Raw genomic sequence first — 15,233 nt, 5'->3', positions numbered from 1 at the left:
GCCGGTGGTGGCGTCTTCGCGGCGCTGGGGGCGCTCAGTCCTCGACAGGCCTGCAGGCGCAGCGCTCGGGCGACCAGTCGGCCCGGGAGAGCGCCAGGTCTCCGATCGGATTGACGCCGGGGCCCGCAGCGAGGGCGTGCGCGGCGAGGGCGTGCAGGCACTTGACCCGGGTGGGCATGCCTCCGGAGGAGATGCCCGCGATCTCGGGGACGGACCCGACACTCTCACGGTCGGCCAGGAAGGCGCGATGCGCAGCGGCGTAGGCCTCGCGCACCTCCTCGTCCTCCCCCAGCAGCGCGGTGTACTCGACCATGACCTGCGTCGCCTCGAGCTGCGAGATCGCAGCCGTCGCGGCGGGATGGGTCAGGTAGTAGAAGGTCGGGAACGGAGTGCCGTCCGACAGGCGCGGGCTCGTCGAGACCACCGTCGGATCGCCGCAGATGCAGCGAGCGCTGATCCCGACGACGTCGCGGGCAGGGCGGCCCAGCTGCGCGGAGACGATCGCGATGTCGCGCTCGGACGGCGGATCGAAGGGGGGCGTGGTCACGGGGGCTCCAGAGGATGGACGGCCGGAAGGACGCTCCAGTGTACGCGGCGGCCGATCAGGGGGCCGGCGCGAGCTCCCCCGTCGTCGGCTCGCCCAGTCCCGACGCGGCGATCGACGAGAGCAGCGAGCCGGCCCAGTCGGTCTTCGTCTCCTGCACGGTGTCGCTGGCGGCCTGCGTGTCCTGCTGCGCGACGGTCACATCGTCGAGCACCAGGTAGCTGACCTCGCCCGGCATGACGAAGTAGAGCCGCTCGCGCGCCTGCGCCCGGATGAACGCCGGATCGGACCAGCGCCCGCGCTCCTCGTCGAGGTTCTGCGACTGGGTCTTGGCCGCATCGACCGAACGCTGCAATTCGGCGATCTCGGCGCGCTGCTCGACGAAGTTCTTGATGCTCGGGGCGAGGACGACGACCGCGAGGATCATGATGCCCATCACCAGGAGGGTGAAGCCGGAGCCGCGGACACCGGCGAGCCAGGCCGACGACGGCGGGGCGGACGGCTGCTTCGTGCGCGGAGGTCGGGAGGCGGCGGGGCGCGCCGCCGCGGGCTTCGACGGCGCTGACGAGGACCTCGCTGCGGGGGCCTTCGTCGAGGGCAGCTTCGCGGAGGACGGCTTCGAGCCCGACGCGCTGCCCTTCGCACCCCCGTGTTTCACGGGAGGCGAGGGGGTGCGCGGCGCGTTGCCGGGAGCCGAGGGTCGGCGGGGCGGACGGGCCATGGGCGGGTGCCTCCTCGAGCGCGACGGGGGTGGGACGAGGAGCGGCCCCGGTGCCCGCACCGAGGTGCGGGGCTCCGGGGCCGCTCCGGCGGGGAGAGACTACGCCGAGAAGCGCGGGAAGGCGGAGCGACCCGCGTAGGTGGCCGCACCTCCCAGGATCTCCTCGATGCGCAGCAGCTGGTTGTACTTGGCCACGCGGTCGGAGCGGGCTGGGGCACCGGTCTTGATCTGGCCGGCGTCGGTCGCGACGGCGAGGTCGGCGATGGTCGTGTCCTCGGTCTCGCCGGAGCGGTGCGAGAGGATCGCCGTCATGCCGTTGCGCTGGGCCAGGGCCACGGCATCGAGCGTCTCGGTGAGCGTGCCGATCTGGTTCACCTTGACCAGGATCGAGTTGCCCGCCTTCTCGGCGATGCCCTTCGCGAGGCGCACCGGATTGGTGACGTAGAGGTCGTCGCCGACGATCTGCACCGTGTCGCCGATGGTCTCGGTGAGGTGGGTCCAGCCGGCCCAGTCGTCCTCCGCCAGCGGGTCCTCGATCGAGACGAGCGGGTAGTTGGCGACGAGGTCGGCGTAGTAGGCCGAGAGCTCCTCGGCAGAGAGCTTCTTGCCCTCGAACGAGTAGGCGCCGTCCTCGAAGAACTCCGAGGACGCGACGTCGAGCGCGAGCCCGATGTCGGTGCCGGGCGTGAATCCGGCCGACTCGACGGCCTTGAGGATGAAGTCGAGCGCCTCGCGGTTGGTGGGCAGGTCGGGGGCGAAGCCGCCCTCGTCGCCGAGGCCGGTGGCGAAGCCGGCCTTCTTCAGCTGCGACTTGAGCGCGTGGTAGATCTCGACGCCCCAGCGCAGGCCCTCCGAGAACGACTCGGCGCCCAGCGGCACGGCCATGAACTCCTGGATGTCGACACCGGTGTCGGCGTGCGCGCCTCCGTTGATGATGTTCATCAGCGGCACGGGCAGGGTGTGCGCGTTCAGGCCGCCCACGTAGCGGAACAGATCGAGGTCGGCCGACTGCGCGGCGGCCTTCGCGACGGCGAGGCTGACGCCGAGGATGGCGTTCGCGCCTAGACGGGACTTGTTCTCGGTGCCGTCGAGCTCGATCAGCTCGGCGTCGACGAGGCGCTGGTCGGTCGCGTCGAAGCCCTCGATGGCCGGGCCGATCTCGTCGATGACGGCGTCGACCGCCTTCTGCACGCCCTTGCCGAGATAGCGCTCGGAGTCGCCGTCGCGCAGCTCGTACGCCTCGAACGCGCCGGTGGAGGCGCCGGAGGGAACGGCCGCTCGCGAGGACGCGCCGTCCTCGAGCAGGACCTCGACCTCGACGGTCGGGTTGCCCCGCGAGTCCAGAATTTCTCGGGCGACGACTGCCTCGATAAGGGCCACAACTATCTCCTCTTGACGGGTGGGCTCCCGGAGGGCGGGAGCGGTCGCAAGGAGTCTACTGACCACCTCCCGGCAGACGGGCGCACCGGCGGCCGTAGACTCCCAGGGCCCGATCGCCCGGACGGCCCTCGGTGCTCCCGCCGACCCGGAGGTTCCCCGTGACCACGACCGCCGCTGACCTCGTCGACCGCCTCACCGCCGTCGTCCCCGACTTCCCGAAGCCGGGGATCCTGTTCCGCGACCTCACTCCCGTCTTCGGTGACGGCGACGCTCTGCGCGCCGTCGCCGACGCGCTGATCGAGCCGTACCGCGGCCGGATCGACGCGATCGCCGGGGTGGAAGCCCGCGGCTTCCTGCTCGCTGCGGCTGCCGCCTACTCGGCCGGGCTCGGCGTGGTGACGATCCGCAAGCCCGGCAAGTTGCCGCGCGCGGTGCTCGAGGAGCAGGCGACGCTCGAGTACGGCACGACCACGCTCGAGGTGCACGAGGACGCCGCTCCGCGCGGGTCCCGGCTGCTGCTCGTCGACGATGTGCTGGCCACCGGCGGAACCCTCGATGCGAGCCGTCGGCTGATCGAGCGCGCCGGGTGGCGGCTCGAGGGGATCGCCGTCGTGATGGAGCTCGACGGGCTCGGTGGGCGCGATCTGCTGGCCGGCCATCGCGTCGACGCGATCGTCACCGTCTGACGCGGCCCCGTCGCCGCGTTCCGCACCTCTCTCCCCGGCGGCCCGTCGAAGGGGCGCCGGATCAGCTCAGGGCGAGCGACATGCGCGAGAGGACGAAGGTCTCGAGCACCTGCACGAGCATGTAGAGCACGAGCGACACGCCGGTCACGAGCACGACGGCCGACCACACGTCGGCGAAGCGGGCCTGGGCCGACCAGGAGTTGATCGCGCCGCCGATGCCGTCTCCGGTCGAGAGCCACTCGGCGAGCAGCGCTCCCGTGATCGCTCCCGGCACCGAGATCCGGATGGCGGCGAAGAGGGAGGGCAGGGAGCCGGGGATCGCGACCTTCCGGATCGCCGTCAACGTGCTGCCGCCGTAGACCGCGACCACGTCGAGCATCTGCGGGGAGGCGCTGTTGAGGCCGAAGGCGATGGTCACCAGCGCGGGGAACAGGACGACGATCCCGCCGATGACAGCGACGGAGGCGACCGAGCCGGTCCCGAAGACCAGGATGATCAGCGGCGCCATCGCGATCAGCGGCACCGAGCGCAGCAGCATCGCGAACGGCATCAGCGCGTGCTCGAGGCCCTTGGACAGACGGAACAGGACTGCGCCGAGGATCGCCACGACCAGACCGGCCGCGAAGCCGATCAGCGCGTCGCCCATCGTCACGGCGAAGAGGCCGCCGAGCTCCGCGCGGTGGTCGGCCGCCTTCGCGTCGGTGACCAGGTGCTCCCAGACGTCCCACGGGCCCTTGACCACGAGAGGCGAGACCCCGCTGAAGAGGACGACGGCGATCCAGATCGCGAGCACGATCACGACCGTCGACAGAGCCACCAGCAGGCTCTTGCGCACGGTCTTGAGGGTCGCGCCGAGAGCGGCCGTCCGCAGTTGCCGCCGCAGCTCGTCGACCGCGAGGATCGACGTGGCCGTGGACTGCTCGGTGCGGTCGGGGACGGTGGTCGTCATGGTCATGCCCGCTTTCCGGAGGACCAGGGCGCGACGAGGCGCCCGATCGCTCCGACGATGCCGTAGCCGAGGAGCGCGACTCCCGCGCAGAGGAGGAACAGCGCCCAGACGCGGGGCGAGTTCAGCGAGACCTGCGCCGCGACCAGGATCGGGCCGACGCCCGTCTCGATCTTGCCGAAGTACTCGCCGAGGATCGCGCCGAGGAACGCCGCGGGCACCGCGATCTGCAGCGCCGACAGGATGTTGGGCAGCGCTGCGATCAGGCGGACCTTGCGCAGCTGGGTGAAACGCGAGCCTCCGTACACCGTGACCACGTCGAGCGCCGCCCTGTCGGCCGCCTTGAGCCCGAGCAGGCTGCCGACGACCGTGGTGAAGAAGACGGAGAGGCCGGCGAGGAAGATCGCGGTGGGACTCGCCTTCCCCGGCGCGTCCGCGCCGCCGAGGATGAGCAGCACGATCGCGCCGATGGCGACGATCGGCACGCAGTAGGTGATGACCGCGAGCTGCGAGACGACCCCCTCGAGCCAGGGCAGGACCAGCACGAGCGCCGAGAGCACGAGCGCGATCAGATTGCCCCAGAAGTAGCCGACTGCGGCCTCGCCGATCGTGACCGAGAAGTTGCGCCAGTAGAAGCCGGCACCGTCCTCCATCGCGGTCTGGACGACCTGCACGGGAGTGGGGACCGGCGCGTAGGTCGCCGCGCCGGTGGGAGCGGTGACGAGCGCCACGATCCACCAGACGGCGACGATCGCGGCCACGCCGATCAGGCCCGTGAGCCATGGTGGGAGGGACAGGGCGCGGCGCGGGGCTGCGGGGAGCGTGGTGGCCACGGGACTCCTAGTGGTCGTCGGCGGCCGCGCCGCCGTCGCCGAACAGCAGCTCGGAGGCCTGGTCGACGTAGGCGTGGAACTCGGGGGTCCGCTGCATCTCGGGGGTGCGCGGGCGGGGCAGGTCGATGTCGATGATCTCCTTGACCCGGCCGGGGCGCGGGCTCATCACCGCGACGCGGTCGGAGAGGAAGATCGCCTCCGAGATGCCGTGCGTGACGAGGAGTGTCGTCGCGGGCTTCTCGGTCCAGATCCGCAGCAGCTCGAGGTTGAGCTTCTGCCGGGTCATGTCGTCGAGGGCGCCGAAGGGCTCGTCGAGCAGCAGGACCTCGGGCTTGAGGATCAGGCAGCGGGCGATGGAGACGCGCTGGCGCATGCCTCCCGAGAGCTGCGCCGGCTTGGCCTTCTCGAAGCCGCGCAGACCCACCAGGTCGATCAGCTCGTCGATGTACGACTGGTCGACCGGCGAGCCTGCGATCTCGAAGGGCAGCCGGATGTTGGCCGTCACACTGCGCCAGGGCAGGAGCGCGTGGTCCTGGAAGGCGATGCCGAGCTTGTTGTCGCGCCGGAGCTCCTGCGGAGTGCGACCGTCGACCCGGATCGAGCCGGCGGTGGGCTCCTCCAGGCCGGCGAGGATGCGGAGGATCGTCGACTTACCGCAGCCCGACGGGCCCAGCAGAGCGAGGAAGCTGCCCTGGTCGGTGTGCAGGTCGGTGTCCTGCAGCGCGGCGACGCTGCGCGAGCCCATCCGGAACGTCTTCGACAGGCCGTGGATCTGGATGCCGGTGCCGCCGGCACCCTGATCGCGCAGGGTGCCGGCGTCGGTCGTGTCGGTCACGAGTGGTGCCCTTCGTGGATCTGGATCAGGCCGAGTACTTCAGCAGCTCGGGGTTCTCGTCGTAGACCTCGGCGAGGAGGGTCAGGTCGAAGAGGTCCTCGGCCGTCACGTCGATCCCGGCGCCCGCGAGGGACGCGATGGTCTCGGACTGCAGCGTCTCGGAGATGGTGAACAGGCCGTTCGAGGCCGTCTCGTCCGAGACGACCAGCTCCTCGGCCTGGATGGTGGCACCCTTCTTGGAGGACTCCTCGTTGAGGCCGAGATCCTTGCCGTAGTTCTCGACGGCGAGCATGGCGCCCGCCTCCGGGTCATTGACGGCGTCGGTCCAGCCCTTGATCTCGGCGACGAGGAACGCCTTGAGGGCCTCGCGCTTCTCGGCGATGGCCTGCTCGGTGACCGAGAAGGTCTCGGCGACGAACGGGAGCCCGTTGTCGGCGAACGGCAGGTTGACCACCTCGTAACCCTCGGCGGCGACGGTGATCGACTCGTTGGTGAGGTAGGCGATGAAGCCGTCGACGGTGCCGTTGACCAGCACCGAGGGGTCGTACTCGACCGGGACCACGGTGAGGTCGGACTCCGAGAGACCGTTCGCCTTGAGGAGCGCCTGGAAGAGCGAGGTGTTCGACGCCTGGACGCCGATCTTCTTGCCGGCGAGGTCGGCCGGCGTGGCGATGTTGCCGGCGGTCTTGATCGAGAGGACGGTGAAGGGGTTCTTCTGGTAGGTCGCGCCGAGGATCTTCAGCGGCGCCTCCTGCTGGGCGATCGCGGTGCCGATCGAGACCGCGTCGCTCAGCGCGACGTCGGCGCTGCCCGAGAGGAGTTCGGCGACTCCGGTCGAGGGGCCGGGGGTGAGCGTGATGCCGGAGAGGCCCGCGTCGGTGAAGTAGCCCTTGGAGTCGGCGAAGAACTCGCCCGCGAACTCCTCGTTCTTGATCCACGAGAGCTGGACCTTCAGGGTGCCGAGGTCGCCTCCGTCGGCGGCCGTCGCACCGGAGGAGTCGGAGGCGCACGAGGCGAGGACGGAGGAACCGCCGATCGCGAGGCCGGCCACGCCCGCCATCCGGAGGAGGCTGCGGCGGTCGAAGTGCGGAGCGGAGCGGAGGGGCGACAGGGTCAAGGGGGACTCCTCGGGTGGGATCGTCGGGGCTGCTGCGGTGCGGTGCGCGGGGTCGCGTCGATGTGCCCGTGCAGGCGCGCCAAGCCGCGCCGATCGGGTGCCTCGACGCTAACCTCGGGAGATTTCTCAGGTGTGTCCGCAGATTTCGCGGGTATTAAGGCTCTCACGGATCCGACAAGGATCCGACCATCGGGACCCGATCCACCGACGGATCGTCTGAGTCCCTCCTCAGATCAGCCCGGCTCGGCGACCCTCAGGCCAGCTCCTTGAAGCTCACATCGCCGAGCGCGGTGGCGTCGCGCGGCACGAGCGCGAACCGGGTGAACCCGGCGGCGGCCGCCCGGTCGAGCAGCGGGGTGAGGTTCTTCGAGCGGCGCTCCAGTCGCACCCGCGCCCCCGCGGCGATCAGCTCCTGCTTGAGGGCGAGCAGCAGTTCGGGCGGGGCGTCGCGCTCGTGCACCAGGACCACGGCGTCGGCCCGGGCGGACTCTGCCGGCTCGATCAGCTCGACGATCCGCTCGAAGCCGATCGAGAAGCCGCAGGCCGGGACGTCCTGTCCGAGGAAGCGGCCGATCATCCCGTCGTACCGGCCGCCGCCTCCGACCGAGGAGCCGGAGGCGGGGTGCGCGATCTCGAAGATGGTCCCCGTGTAGTAGCCCATGCCGCGCACCAGGGTGGGGTCGAAGCGGAGCGAGACGCCTGCGGGCAGCGAACGGAGGGAGCGAGCGAGCGTCTCGAGGGCGAGCACCGCCTCCGGGTCGACGCCCTCGGGCAGCACGTCGAGGATCGCGGACTGCTCGAGCGCCACTCCCCCGGCCACGACAGCGGCCTCGATGCGGGCCAGGTAGCCGCCGAGCACCGCAGCGGCGTCGGGGCCGTCGGCCTCGAGTTCAGCGACCACTCCGGAGGCGCCGATCTTGTCGAGCTTGTCGATCGAGATGAGGGCGGGATCGAAGCGCTCGGGGGCGAAGCCGCAGTGCTCGAGGATCCCGAGGAGGATGCGGCGGTCGTTGATGCGGATCGTGCAGTCCCGCAGCCCGAGGGTGTCGAGCGCATCCGCCGTGGCCGTGATCAGCTCGACCTCGGCGAGCTGCCCAGGCTCGCCGATGATGTCGATGTCGCACTGCACGAACTGGCGGTACCGGCCCTTCTGCGGACGCTCGGCCCGCCAGACCGGGGCGATCTGCACAGCGCGGAACACCGTCGGCAGCTCGGCACGGTGCGAGGCGTAGAAGCGGGCGAGCGGCACAGTGAGGTCGAAGCGGAGCCCGAGGTCGGCCAGGGAGGAGGGATCGTCGGCGGCCGCGAGGTCCTCGCGCGTGAGTCCGCGGCGCAGGACGCTGAAGGCGAGCTTCTCGTTGTCGCCGCCCAGCCCGGAGTGCAGGCGGTCGAAGTCCTCGACCACGGGCGTCTCGATCTCGTCGAACCCGTGGGCCGCGTACACGCGGCGGATCACGCCCAGCGCGTGCTCGCGCTTGGCCTTGTCGGCGGGGAGGAAGTCGCGCATGCCGCGGGGTGGGGTGATCGGGGAGGCCATGACGGCGATTCTCCCAGATCGGCCGGGGCGAGTCGGCGATGGCTGGAGCGCAGCGTCAGCCGGAACGGGTCTCCTCCGACCTCGTGGAGAAGGTGGGCTCTCAGTTGACGGCGCGTCGCCGTCAGCCCTCGCGCTGCTCCTGCTCGACGGCGCGGATCTCGTCCTGCAGATCGCGGGTGGCGGTGCGCAGAGCACGCTCGGCGTCGAGTCCCTGAGCGCGGGCGGAGGCGACGATGGCCAGCAGCAGCGGGCCGAGATCCTCCTCCGACTCGATGGGCAGCGGCCCCTGGCCGGCGTCGACGATGCCCAGCGTGGTCGCCTTGCCGATCACCTTGTCGGCGAGCGCGAGGGCGGGCATGCCCTGCGGGATGCCGTCGAGCACGCTGGTGCGGTGCGGCTTCTCGGTGCGCTTGAGCTCGTCCCACACCGCGATGACGTCGTCGGCGGTCTCGGCGGTCGCGTCACCGAAGACGTGGGGGTGCCGGCCGATCATCTTGGCGTTCATGTGCTCCGCGACGTCCTCGATGGTGAAGGGCTCCGCGCTCTCGGCGGCGAGATCGGCGTGGAACAGCACCTGGTAGAGCACGTCGCCGAGCTCCTCGATCAGATCGGCCCGATCTCCCGCCTCGATGGCGTCGACCAGCTCGTGCGACTCCTCGATCAGGTAGCGCACGAGCGACTCGTGGGTCTGCTCGGCGTCCCACGGGCAGCCGCCAGGAGCGCGAAGGAGGTGGACGGTGCGGATGAGCTCGTCGAGCCGGGGATGCGCGGTCACCCGGCCATCCTCGCATCCGGGTGCGGGCGGATCGGGCACGAGCACCGGGGCAACGGTCAGCCCCCGGCCTCAGGCGCGGGCGAGGCGACGGCGTGCGACGAGGAGGCAGCAGGCCGCCACGAGCGGTACCCCCGCTACCAGCGCGGGCGCGGAGGCGAGCGCCACCGCCGCCGCCGCACTGACGAGGACACCCGCCAGATTCCAGAGCAGCACCACGGCACCCGCACCGTCGCCGAACGGCAGCGGGACCGGCCCGAGCAGACTCGGCGGCAGCGGACCGCGGGTGGCGTCCATCGCGCGGGCCGCGACAGCGACCACGGCCTTGGCTGCGGCCACCGGCAGCGCCGACCCGGGCAGCAGCAGCGAGGCGGACAGTGCGCCCAGCAGGGCGACTGCGACCGCGAGCACGACCGGCAGCAACCCGTGCAGGAGCAGCAGCTCGAAGGGCGGCGGCGCGACGAGCGCCGGCTGGCCCGCGGTCGCCGCCGCATGGCGGAACCCGTCGCTCCACACCCCCGCCCCGAGATAGGCGAGCACGCCCGCGGCTGCCGCGGGCACCGCGAGGAGGGCGGACGGGACGACCGCGGCCAGCACGACGGCGGCTCCAGCAGCACCCAGAGCGACCAGCGCGGACGCCGAGCGTCCCGGCGTCCGCAGCGCACCGATCGCGTCGCGGACCGGCACGGCGAGGGCGAACGGGGCGACCCTCACCGCCCTGAGCCGCCGGCCCCGGCTGGGCAGAGCGCGATAGCCGCTGAGCGAGTCGGCGAGATCCCCGGTCGCTCCGAGTCGAGCGGTCGAGGACCACTGGCGGGCCTGCGCGAGCAGCAGCGGACCGCGGGCGAGGTCGAGCATCCGCGGAGCAGCCGGGAGGAGGGCGACGGCGAGCGCGACGAGCGCGACGACGGCACCGACCGGCTCCCGCCCGGCGACGGCCGCGGCGACCAGACCCGCGGGGAGCACCGGAAGCACGGCAGGCACGAGCAGGCCGAGCACGGCGACGGCAGTGAGCACGGCGGCGAGCACCGCGGGCAGGCGCGCCGGGAGGCACTGCCCCGCCAGCCAGGCGAGGGCGAGCAGCACCGAGAAGGCGGCGCCTCCGATCGCAGCGGGCCCGACGGGTGCGGCCGCCGCGAGAGCAACGAGCGCAGAGGCGACCGTTCCAACGAGCGCGAGCGCGGTCGTCGCGGTGAGCGCCGGACGCCGGAGCACCCGCCAGCGCCGCAGATCGGTCGCGAGCAGGACGGCGGTGGTGTGCGGCTCGCCCACGGCCGGACCGCGCACCCTGCCGAGGACGACGACGGCCGGCAGGGCGAGGCCGGCGACCGCCGCGACCGCGGGGGCGGGATCGAGCACGCCTGACGCTCCCAGCTCGGCGGAGGCGATCGCCAGCGCCCGGCCGACGGGGAGGACGACCACGATCACCGTCATCGCCACCAGGTACGCCGCGTAGGCGCGCGGCCGGGCGCGAGCTCCGGCCCGACCACGGTGCAGCGCCCGAACAGCGCAGACGCGGTTCACCGGCGCCCCAGCTCGACGACTCGGGCGCCGAGTCCCTCGATCAGCAGCGAGCTGTGCGTCGCGACCACGAGCGCGCGCTCGCCCGCGACCCGCCGCAGCACCTCGGCCACGAGCGGCACGCGCTCGACGTCGAGCCGCTGCTCCGGCTCGTCGAGCAGCAGCACAGAGCACGGCCGCGCGAGCACGAGGGCGAGCGAGAACAGCTGGGTCTGGCCGGAGGAGAGCTCGTGCGGGAACCGGCGGGCGAGCGGGGCGAGCCCGAGCCCGTCGAGTCCGGCGGAGGCGCTCCGCTGCGCCGCGGCGACCGTCGACCCCCACGAGACCGCGACCATCGCCAGGTGCTCCTCGAGGGTGAGATCACGCTCGAAGGGAGGCGTCCCGATCAACGCGACTGCACGGCGGTGCCGGGCGGAGCGCTCATCGGGGACGCCGCCGGCCACCTGGACGGAGCCCTCGGTCGGCCGCACGAGGCCCGCGAGCACGCGCAGGAGGGTCGTCTTCCCCGTGCCGTTGCGCCCGGTCACCGCTACCCGCTCGCCCGCCGCCACCGTCAGCGACAGCGGAGCGAGCAGATAGGCCTCGGCCGAGCGCACGGCGACGCCGCGCACGGAGACCATCGAGCCGGCGAGCGGCTCCCGGTCACGATCACGGCGAGCGGCGAGGAGCGGCGGCATGCCTCCATCCTGCCAGCCGCCCGCGAGCGGCCGCGCAGATCGCCGCTCAGACGGGGACCGGCTCCGGGAAGATCGCATCGAGGAGCGACGCCACCCACTCGATGAGCGCCCGATCACCGAGCGGCACGCCGTCGAGCACCGGCATCGGCACCACGACCGCATCGGCCTGCTGGAGGTACTTCGCACCCGGGTACATCCGGCGCAGGCGCGCCTGGATCGAGTCGGGCAGGTGCGCGGGGGCGACCCGCACGTTCGAGCCCATCGCAACCACGTCGCTGAGGCCCGCCTTCTGCGCGCGCATCCGCAGCCGCGACACCAGGATGAGGTTCTCGACCGCCTCGGGAAGCTCGCCGTAGCGATCGGTCAGCTCCTCGACCACCAGGTCGATGCTCCCCTCCTTCGCGGTCGGCGACGACGCGGCCGACAGCTTCTGGTACGCCTCCAGGCGCAACCGCTCGCTGTCGACGTACTCCTCCGGGATGCGCGCGTCGACGGGCAGCTCGAGTCGGAGCTCGGTCTGCCCCTCGGCCACCTCGCCGCGGAAAGTGTCGACGGCCTCGCCGATCATCCGCAGGTAGAGGTCGAAGCCCACGCCCTGGATGTGGCCGGACTGCTCGCCGCCGAGGAGGTTGCCCGCGCCGCGGATCTCGAGGTCCTTCAGCGCGATCTGCATGCCGCCGCCGAGGTCGGAGTTGGCGGCGAGCGTCTGCAGCCGATCGTGCGCGGTCTCGCTGAGCGGCTTCATCTCGTCGTAGAGGAGGTAGGCGTAGGCGCGCTCTCGCCCGCGCCCCACGCGTCCGCGCAGCTGGTGCAGCTGCGAGAGCCCGTACTTGTCGGCGCGGTCGACGATCAGCGTGTTGGCGTTGGGGATGTCGAGACCGGTCTCGACGATGGTCGTCGAGACCAGCACATCGAACTTGCGCTCCCAGAAGTCGACGATGATCCGCTCGAGCTGCGCCTCGCTCAGCTTGCCGTGCGCAACCGCGATGCGCGCCTCCGGCACGAGCTCGGCGAGCTGCGAGGCGACACGGTTGATCGTGGAGACGCGGTTGTGCACGAAGAACACCTGACCCTCCCGCAGCAGCTCGCGCCGGATCGCGGCCGAGATCTGCTTCTCGGAGTACGGGCCGACGAAGGTCAGGATCGGGTGGCGCTCCTCCGGCGGCGTGGCGAGCGTCGACATCTCGCGGATGCCGGTCACCGCCATCTCGAGCGTGCGCGGGATCGGCGTGGCGCTCATTGCGAGGATGTCGACGTTCTTCTTCAGCGCCTTCAGCTTGTCCTTGTGCTCCACGCCGAAGCGCTGCTCCTCGTCGATGACGAGGAGGCCGAGGTCTTTGAAAGCGATGTTGTCGGAGAGGAGGCGGTGGGTCGCGATGACCATGTCGACCGTGCCGTCGGCCAGGCCGTCGATCGTCTCCTTCGACTCCTTGGGCGTCTGGAAGCGGCTGAGCGCGCGCAGGTGCACGGGGAACCCGGCGAAGCGCTCCTGGAACGTCTCGAGGTGCTGGCGGACGAGCAGCGTCGTCGGCACGAGCATCGCGACCTGCTTGCCGTCCTGGATGGCCTTGAACGCGGCGCGCACGGCGACCTCGGTCTTGCCGAAGCCGACATCGCCCGAGAGCAGGCGATCCATCGGGATGGGCCGCTCCATGTCGGCCTTGACCTCGTCGATCACGGTGAGCTGGTCGGGCGTCTCCGCGAAGGGGAAGGCCTCCTCCAGCTCGCGCTGCCACGGGGTGTCCGGTGGGAACGCGTGCCCACGGGAGGCCATCCGGGCGGAGTAGAGCTTCACCAGCTCGACCGCGATGTCGCGGACCGCGCGGCGCGCCTTGCTCTTCGCCTGCGCCCAGTCGCTCCCGCCCATCTTGCTCAGCGCCGGGGCCTCGCCGCCGACGTAGCGCGAGAGCAGGTCGAGCTGGTCGGTCGGGACGAGGAGCTTGTCGCCCGGGAACCCGCGCTTGCTCGGGGCGTACTCGAGCACGAGGTACTCGCGCTTGGTCTTCACTGCGTTGCGCCCGCCGCTCGAGACCTCGCGCTGGGAGAGCTCGACGAAGCGGCCGATGCCGTGGGTGGCGTGCACCACGTGGTCGCCGGGCGTCAGCTGCAGCGGATCGACGACGTTCTTGCGACGCGACGCCAGTTTCTTCACGGCGCGGGAGTCGTAGCCGACGGCGCGCCCGTAGAACTCGGTGTCGGTGAGCAGCGCGAGCTTCGCCTCCTCGACCTCGAAGCCGTGATCGACGGAGGCCTGCACGACGTAGGCGAGACCCGGCTCGAGAGCCGGCGGCAGGTCGGCGACGATGCGGGCGGCGACCTCGTGCTCGGCGAGCACCTGGTCGGTGCGCTCCACGGTGCCCGTGCCGGGGGCCGTCAGCACGACCGTCCAGCCGTCGGCGAGCCGCGAGTGGACGTGCGCGAGCGCGCCCTCGACGTTGGCGCCGAATCCGGGGACCGGCTCGCCCTCGACCCGAACGGCGAGGATTTCGTCGATGCCGAGCTCCTCCGGCAGCACCTCGGCCTCGCCCGCGGCGGGACCCTGGCGGAACGTGCTCATCGTCCACCACGGGTGATCGGGAGCCTCGGTGCCGGGGGCGCTGACCGTCACGGAGTCGCGCAGCGCGCCGAGCGAGATGAACTCGCCCGACGCGAGATCGATCGGCGCCTCCGCCCCGGCCGTCGCCGCGCTCCACGCGGCCTGGAGGAACTCGCGGTTCGTCTCGGCGAGGCTGATCGCGCGGGTCGCGACCCGCTCGGGGGCGAGCACGGCGACGGCCGCGCCCTCGGGGAGGTAGTGCGAGATCGGGACGAGCCGCTCCAGGAGCGCGGGCGCGAGGGACTCCATCCCCTCGACCGGGATCCCCTCGGCGATCTTCGCGAGCATGACCGACAGGCTGGGGAACTCGTGCAGCATCTCGCGCGCACGCTGGCGGACGGCCGGCACGAGCAGCAGTTCGCGGCTCGGGGGCAGGACGACGGACTCAGCCTCGCCCGGCAGCGAGCGCTGATCGGCGACGGAGAAGCCACGGAGGGAGTCGACCTCGTCCCCGAAGAAGTCCACCCGGCTCGGATGCTCGGCGACGGCCGGGAACACGTCGAGGATGCCGCCGCGCACCGCGAACTCGCCCCGCCGGGTGACCATGTCGACCCGCGCGTACGCCAGATCGACCAGCTCGGCGGCGATGCGGCCGAGATCGTAGCCGCGCCCGCCCTTCACCAGGCGGATCGGCTCGATGTCGGCCAGGTTGTCCGCGACGGGCTGCAGGGCGGCGCGCACCGAGGCGACGACCACGAGCGGACGCTCCCCCGACCAGTGCTTCATCCGCCGCAGCGCGTCGAGCCGCCGGCCGACGATCTCGGCGCTCGGGCTCAGGCGCTCGTGCGGCAGCGTCTCCCACGCGGGGAACTCGACCACATCGGCCTCGGGGAGGACGCAGCCGAGGGAGGCGCGCACGTTCTCGGAGTCGCGGCCCGTCGCGGTCACGACGAGCGCCGCCTGCGGGCGACCCGCCTCCGCCCGCCGCTCGAGGAGGCCGGCCAGCAATGGCACCCGGAGGCCGTCGGCGACCGAGAAGTCGGCGTTGCGGGTCGCGTACGCCAGTGCGTCGTCGAACGTGGAGGCGCGCGACAGCGCCGAGATGATCTCGTTGAGGGGCACCTGTGT

At 71.9% G+C, this 15,233-nt stretch carries 13 protein-coding genes; 1 reads left to right on the top strand and 12 read right to left on the bottom strand.

What is annotated here, in order from left to right; all coding sequences use genetic code 11:
• Window positions 1-34: 34 nt before the first annotated feature.
• The 3 genes from GSU10_RS04650 to eno form a co-directional block, all read right to left on the bottom strand.
• The gene (locus GSU10_RS04650; RefSeq protein WP_068211894.1) at window positions 35-547 is read right to left on the bottom strand and encodes a DUF501 domain-containing protein; all 513 of its coding nucleotides are present in this window, start codon (window positions 545-547) and stop codon (window positions 35-37) included.
• Window positions 548-602: 55 nt separating this feature from the next.
• Window positions 603-1,265 (bottom strand): FtsB family cell division protein, encoded by a 663-nt coding sequence (locus GSU10_RS15485; protein WP_236713639.1) that lies wholly within the window; start codon window positions 1,263-1,265, stop codon window positions 603-605.
• Window positions 1,266-1,364: 99 nt separating this feature from the next.
• Window positions 1,365-2,645, bottom strand: a complete 1,281-nt coding sequence (eno, locus tag GSU10_RS04640; RefSeq protein WP_068211896.1) for a phosphopyruvate hydratase — start codon at window positions 2,643-2,645, stop codon at window positions 1,365-1,367.
• A 158-nt stretch (window positions 2,646-2,803) separates the two neighbouring features.
• Here eno and GSU10_RS04635 point away from each other — a divergent pair, with 158 nt between their 5' ends.
• On the top strand, window positions 2,804-3,331 hold the full coding sequence (locus GSU10_RS04635; protein WP_068211898.1) for an adenine phosphoribosyltransferase: 528 nt from the start codon (window positions 2,804-2,806) through the stop codon (window positions 3,329-3,331).
• 61 nt (window positions 3,332-3,392) lie between these two features.
• On the opposite strand, the gene GSU10_RS04630 is transcribed toward GSU10_RS04635, so the two are convergent.
• The 9 genes from GSU10_RS04630 to mfd form a co-directional block, all read right to left on the bottom strand.
• A complete protein-coding gene (locus tag GSU10_RS04630; protein WP_199220827.1) occupies window positions 3,393-4,286 on the bottom strand; it encodes an ABC transporter permease in 894 nt (297 codons plus the stop codon).
• Window positions 4,283-5,110, bottom strand: a complete 828-nt coding sequence (locus GSU10_RS04625; RefSeq protein ID WP_068211900.1) for an ABC transporter permease — start codon at window positions 5,108-5,110, stop codon at window positions 4,283-4,285. The genes GSU10_RS04630 and GSU10_RS04625 overlap by 4 nt, the downstream gene beginning before the upstream one ends.
• A gap of 7 nt (window positions 5,111-5,117) precedes the next feature.
• Window positions 5,118-5,855, bottom strand: coding sequence for an ABC transporter ATP-binding protein (locus GSU10_RS04620; RefSeq protein WP_068211910.1), 738 nt, complete (start codon window positions 5,853-5,855; stop codon window positions 5,118-5,120).
• A gap of 115 nt (window positions 5,856-5,970) precedes the next feature.
• Window positions 5,971-7,062: an ABC transporter substrate-binding protein gene (locus GSU10_RS04615; RefSeq protein WP_236713640.1), complete on the bottom strand. Its 1,092-nt coding sequence runs from the start codon at window positions 7,060-7,062 to the stop codon at window positions 5,971-5,973.
• A gap of 253 nt (window positions 7,063-7,315) precedes the next feature.
• Window positions 7,316-8,599 carry a histidine--tRNA ligase gene (gene hisS / locus GSU10_RS04610; protein ID WP_068211902.1) on the bottom strand — a complete coding sequence of 428 codons (1,284 nt, stop codon included), beginning with the start codon at window positions 8,597-8,599 and terminating at the stop codon, window positions 7,316-7,318.
• A gap of 121 nt (window positions 8,600-8,720) precedes the next feature.
• Entirely contained in the window at window positions 8,721-9,374 is a 654-nt protein-coding gene (locus GSU10_RS04605) for a nucleoside triphosphate pyrophosphohydrolase (protein ID WP_199220826.1), read from the bottom strand.
• A gap of 69 nt (window positions 9,375-9,443) precedes the next feature.
• A complete protein-coding gene (locus GSU10_RS04600) occupies window positions 9,444-10,895 on the bottom strand; it encodes a hypothetical protein (RefSeq protein WP_132504522.1) in 1,452 nt (483 codons plus the stop codon).
• Complete coding sequence (locus GSU10_RS04595) at window positions 10,892-11,569, bottom strand: ABC transporter ATP-binding protein (RefSeq protein ID WP_236713654.1); 678 nt, start codon at window positions 11,567-11,569, stop codon at window positions 10,892-10,894. Before GSU10_RS04595 ends, GSU10_RS04600 begins: the two co-directional genes overlap by 4 nt.
• Window positions 11,570-11,615: 46 nt before the next feature.
• Window positions 11,616-15,227 (bottom strand): transcription-repair coupling factor, encoded by a 3,612-nt coding sequence (mfd, locus tag GSU10_RS04590; RefSeq protein ID WP_068212222.1) that lies wholly within the window; start codon window positions 15,225-15,227, stop codon window positions 11,616-11,618.
• Window positions 15,228-15,233 lie beyond the last annotated feature (6 nt).

It is taken from the genome of Rathayibacter tanaceti (assembly GCF_009834165.1).
In the GTDB taxonomy this organism is placed as follows: Bacteria; Actinomycetota; Actinomycetes; order Actinomycetales; family Microbacteriaceae; genus Rathayibacter; species Rathayibacter tanaceti.
The sequence above is the reverse complement of the archived record's forward strand: the minus strand, read 5'-3'. Positions and strand labels throughout refer to the sequence as shown.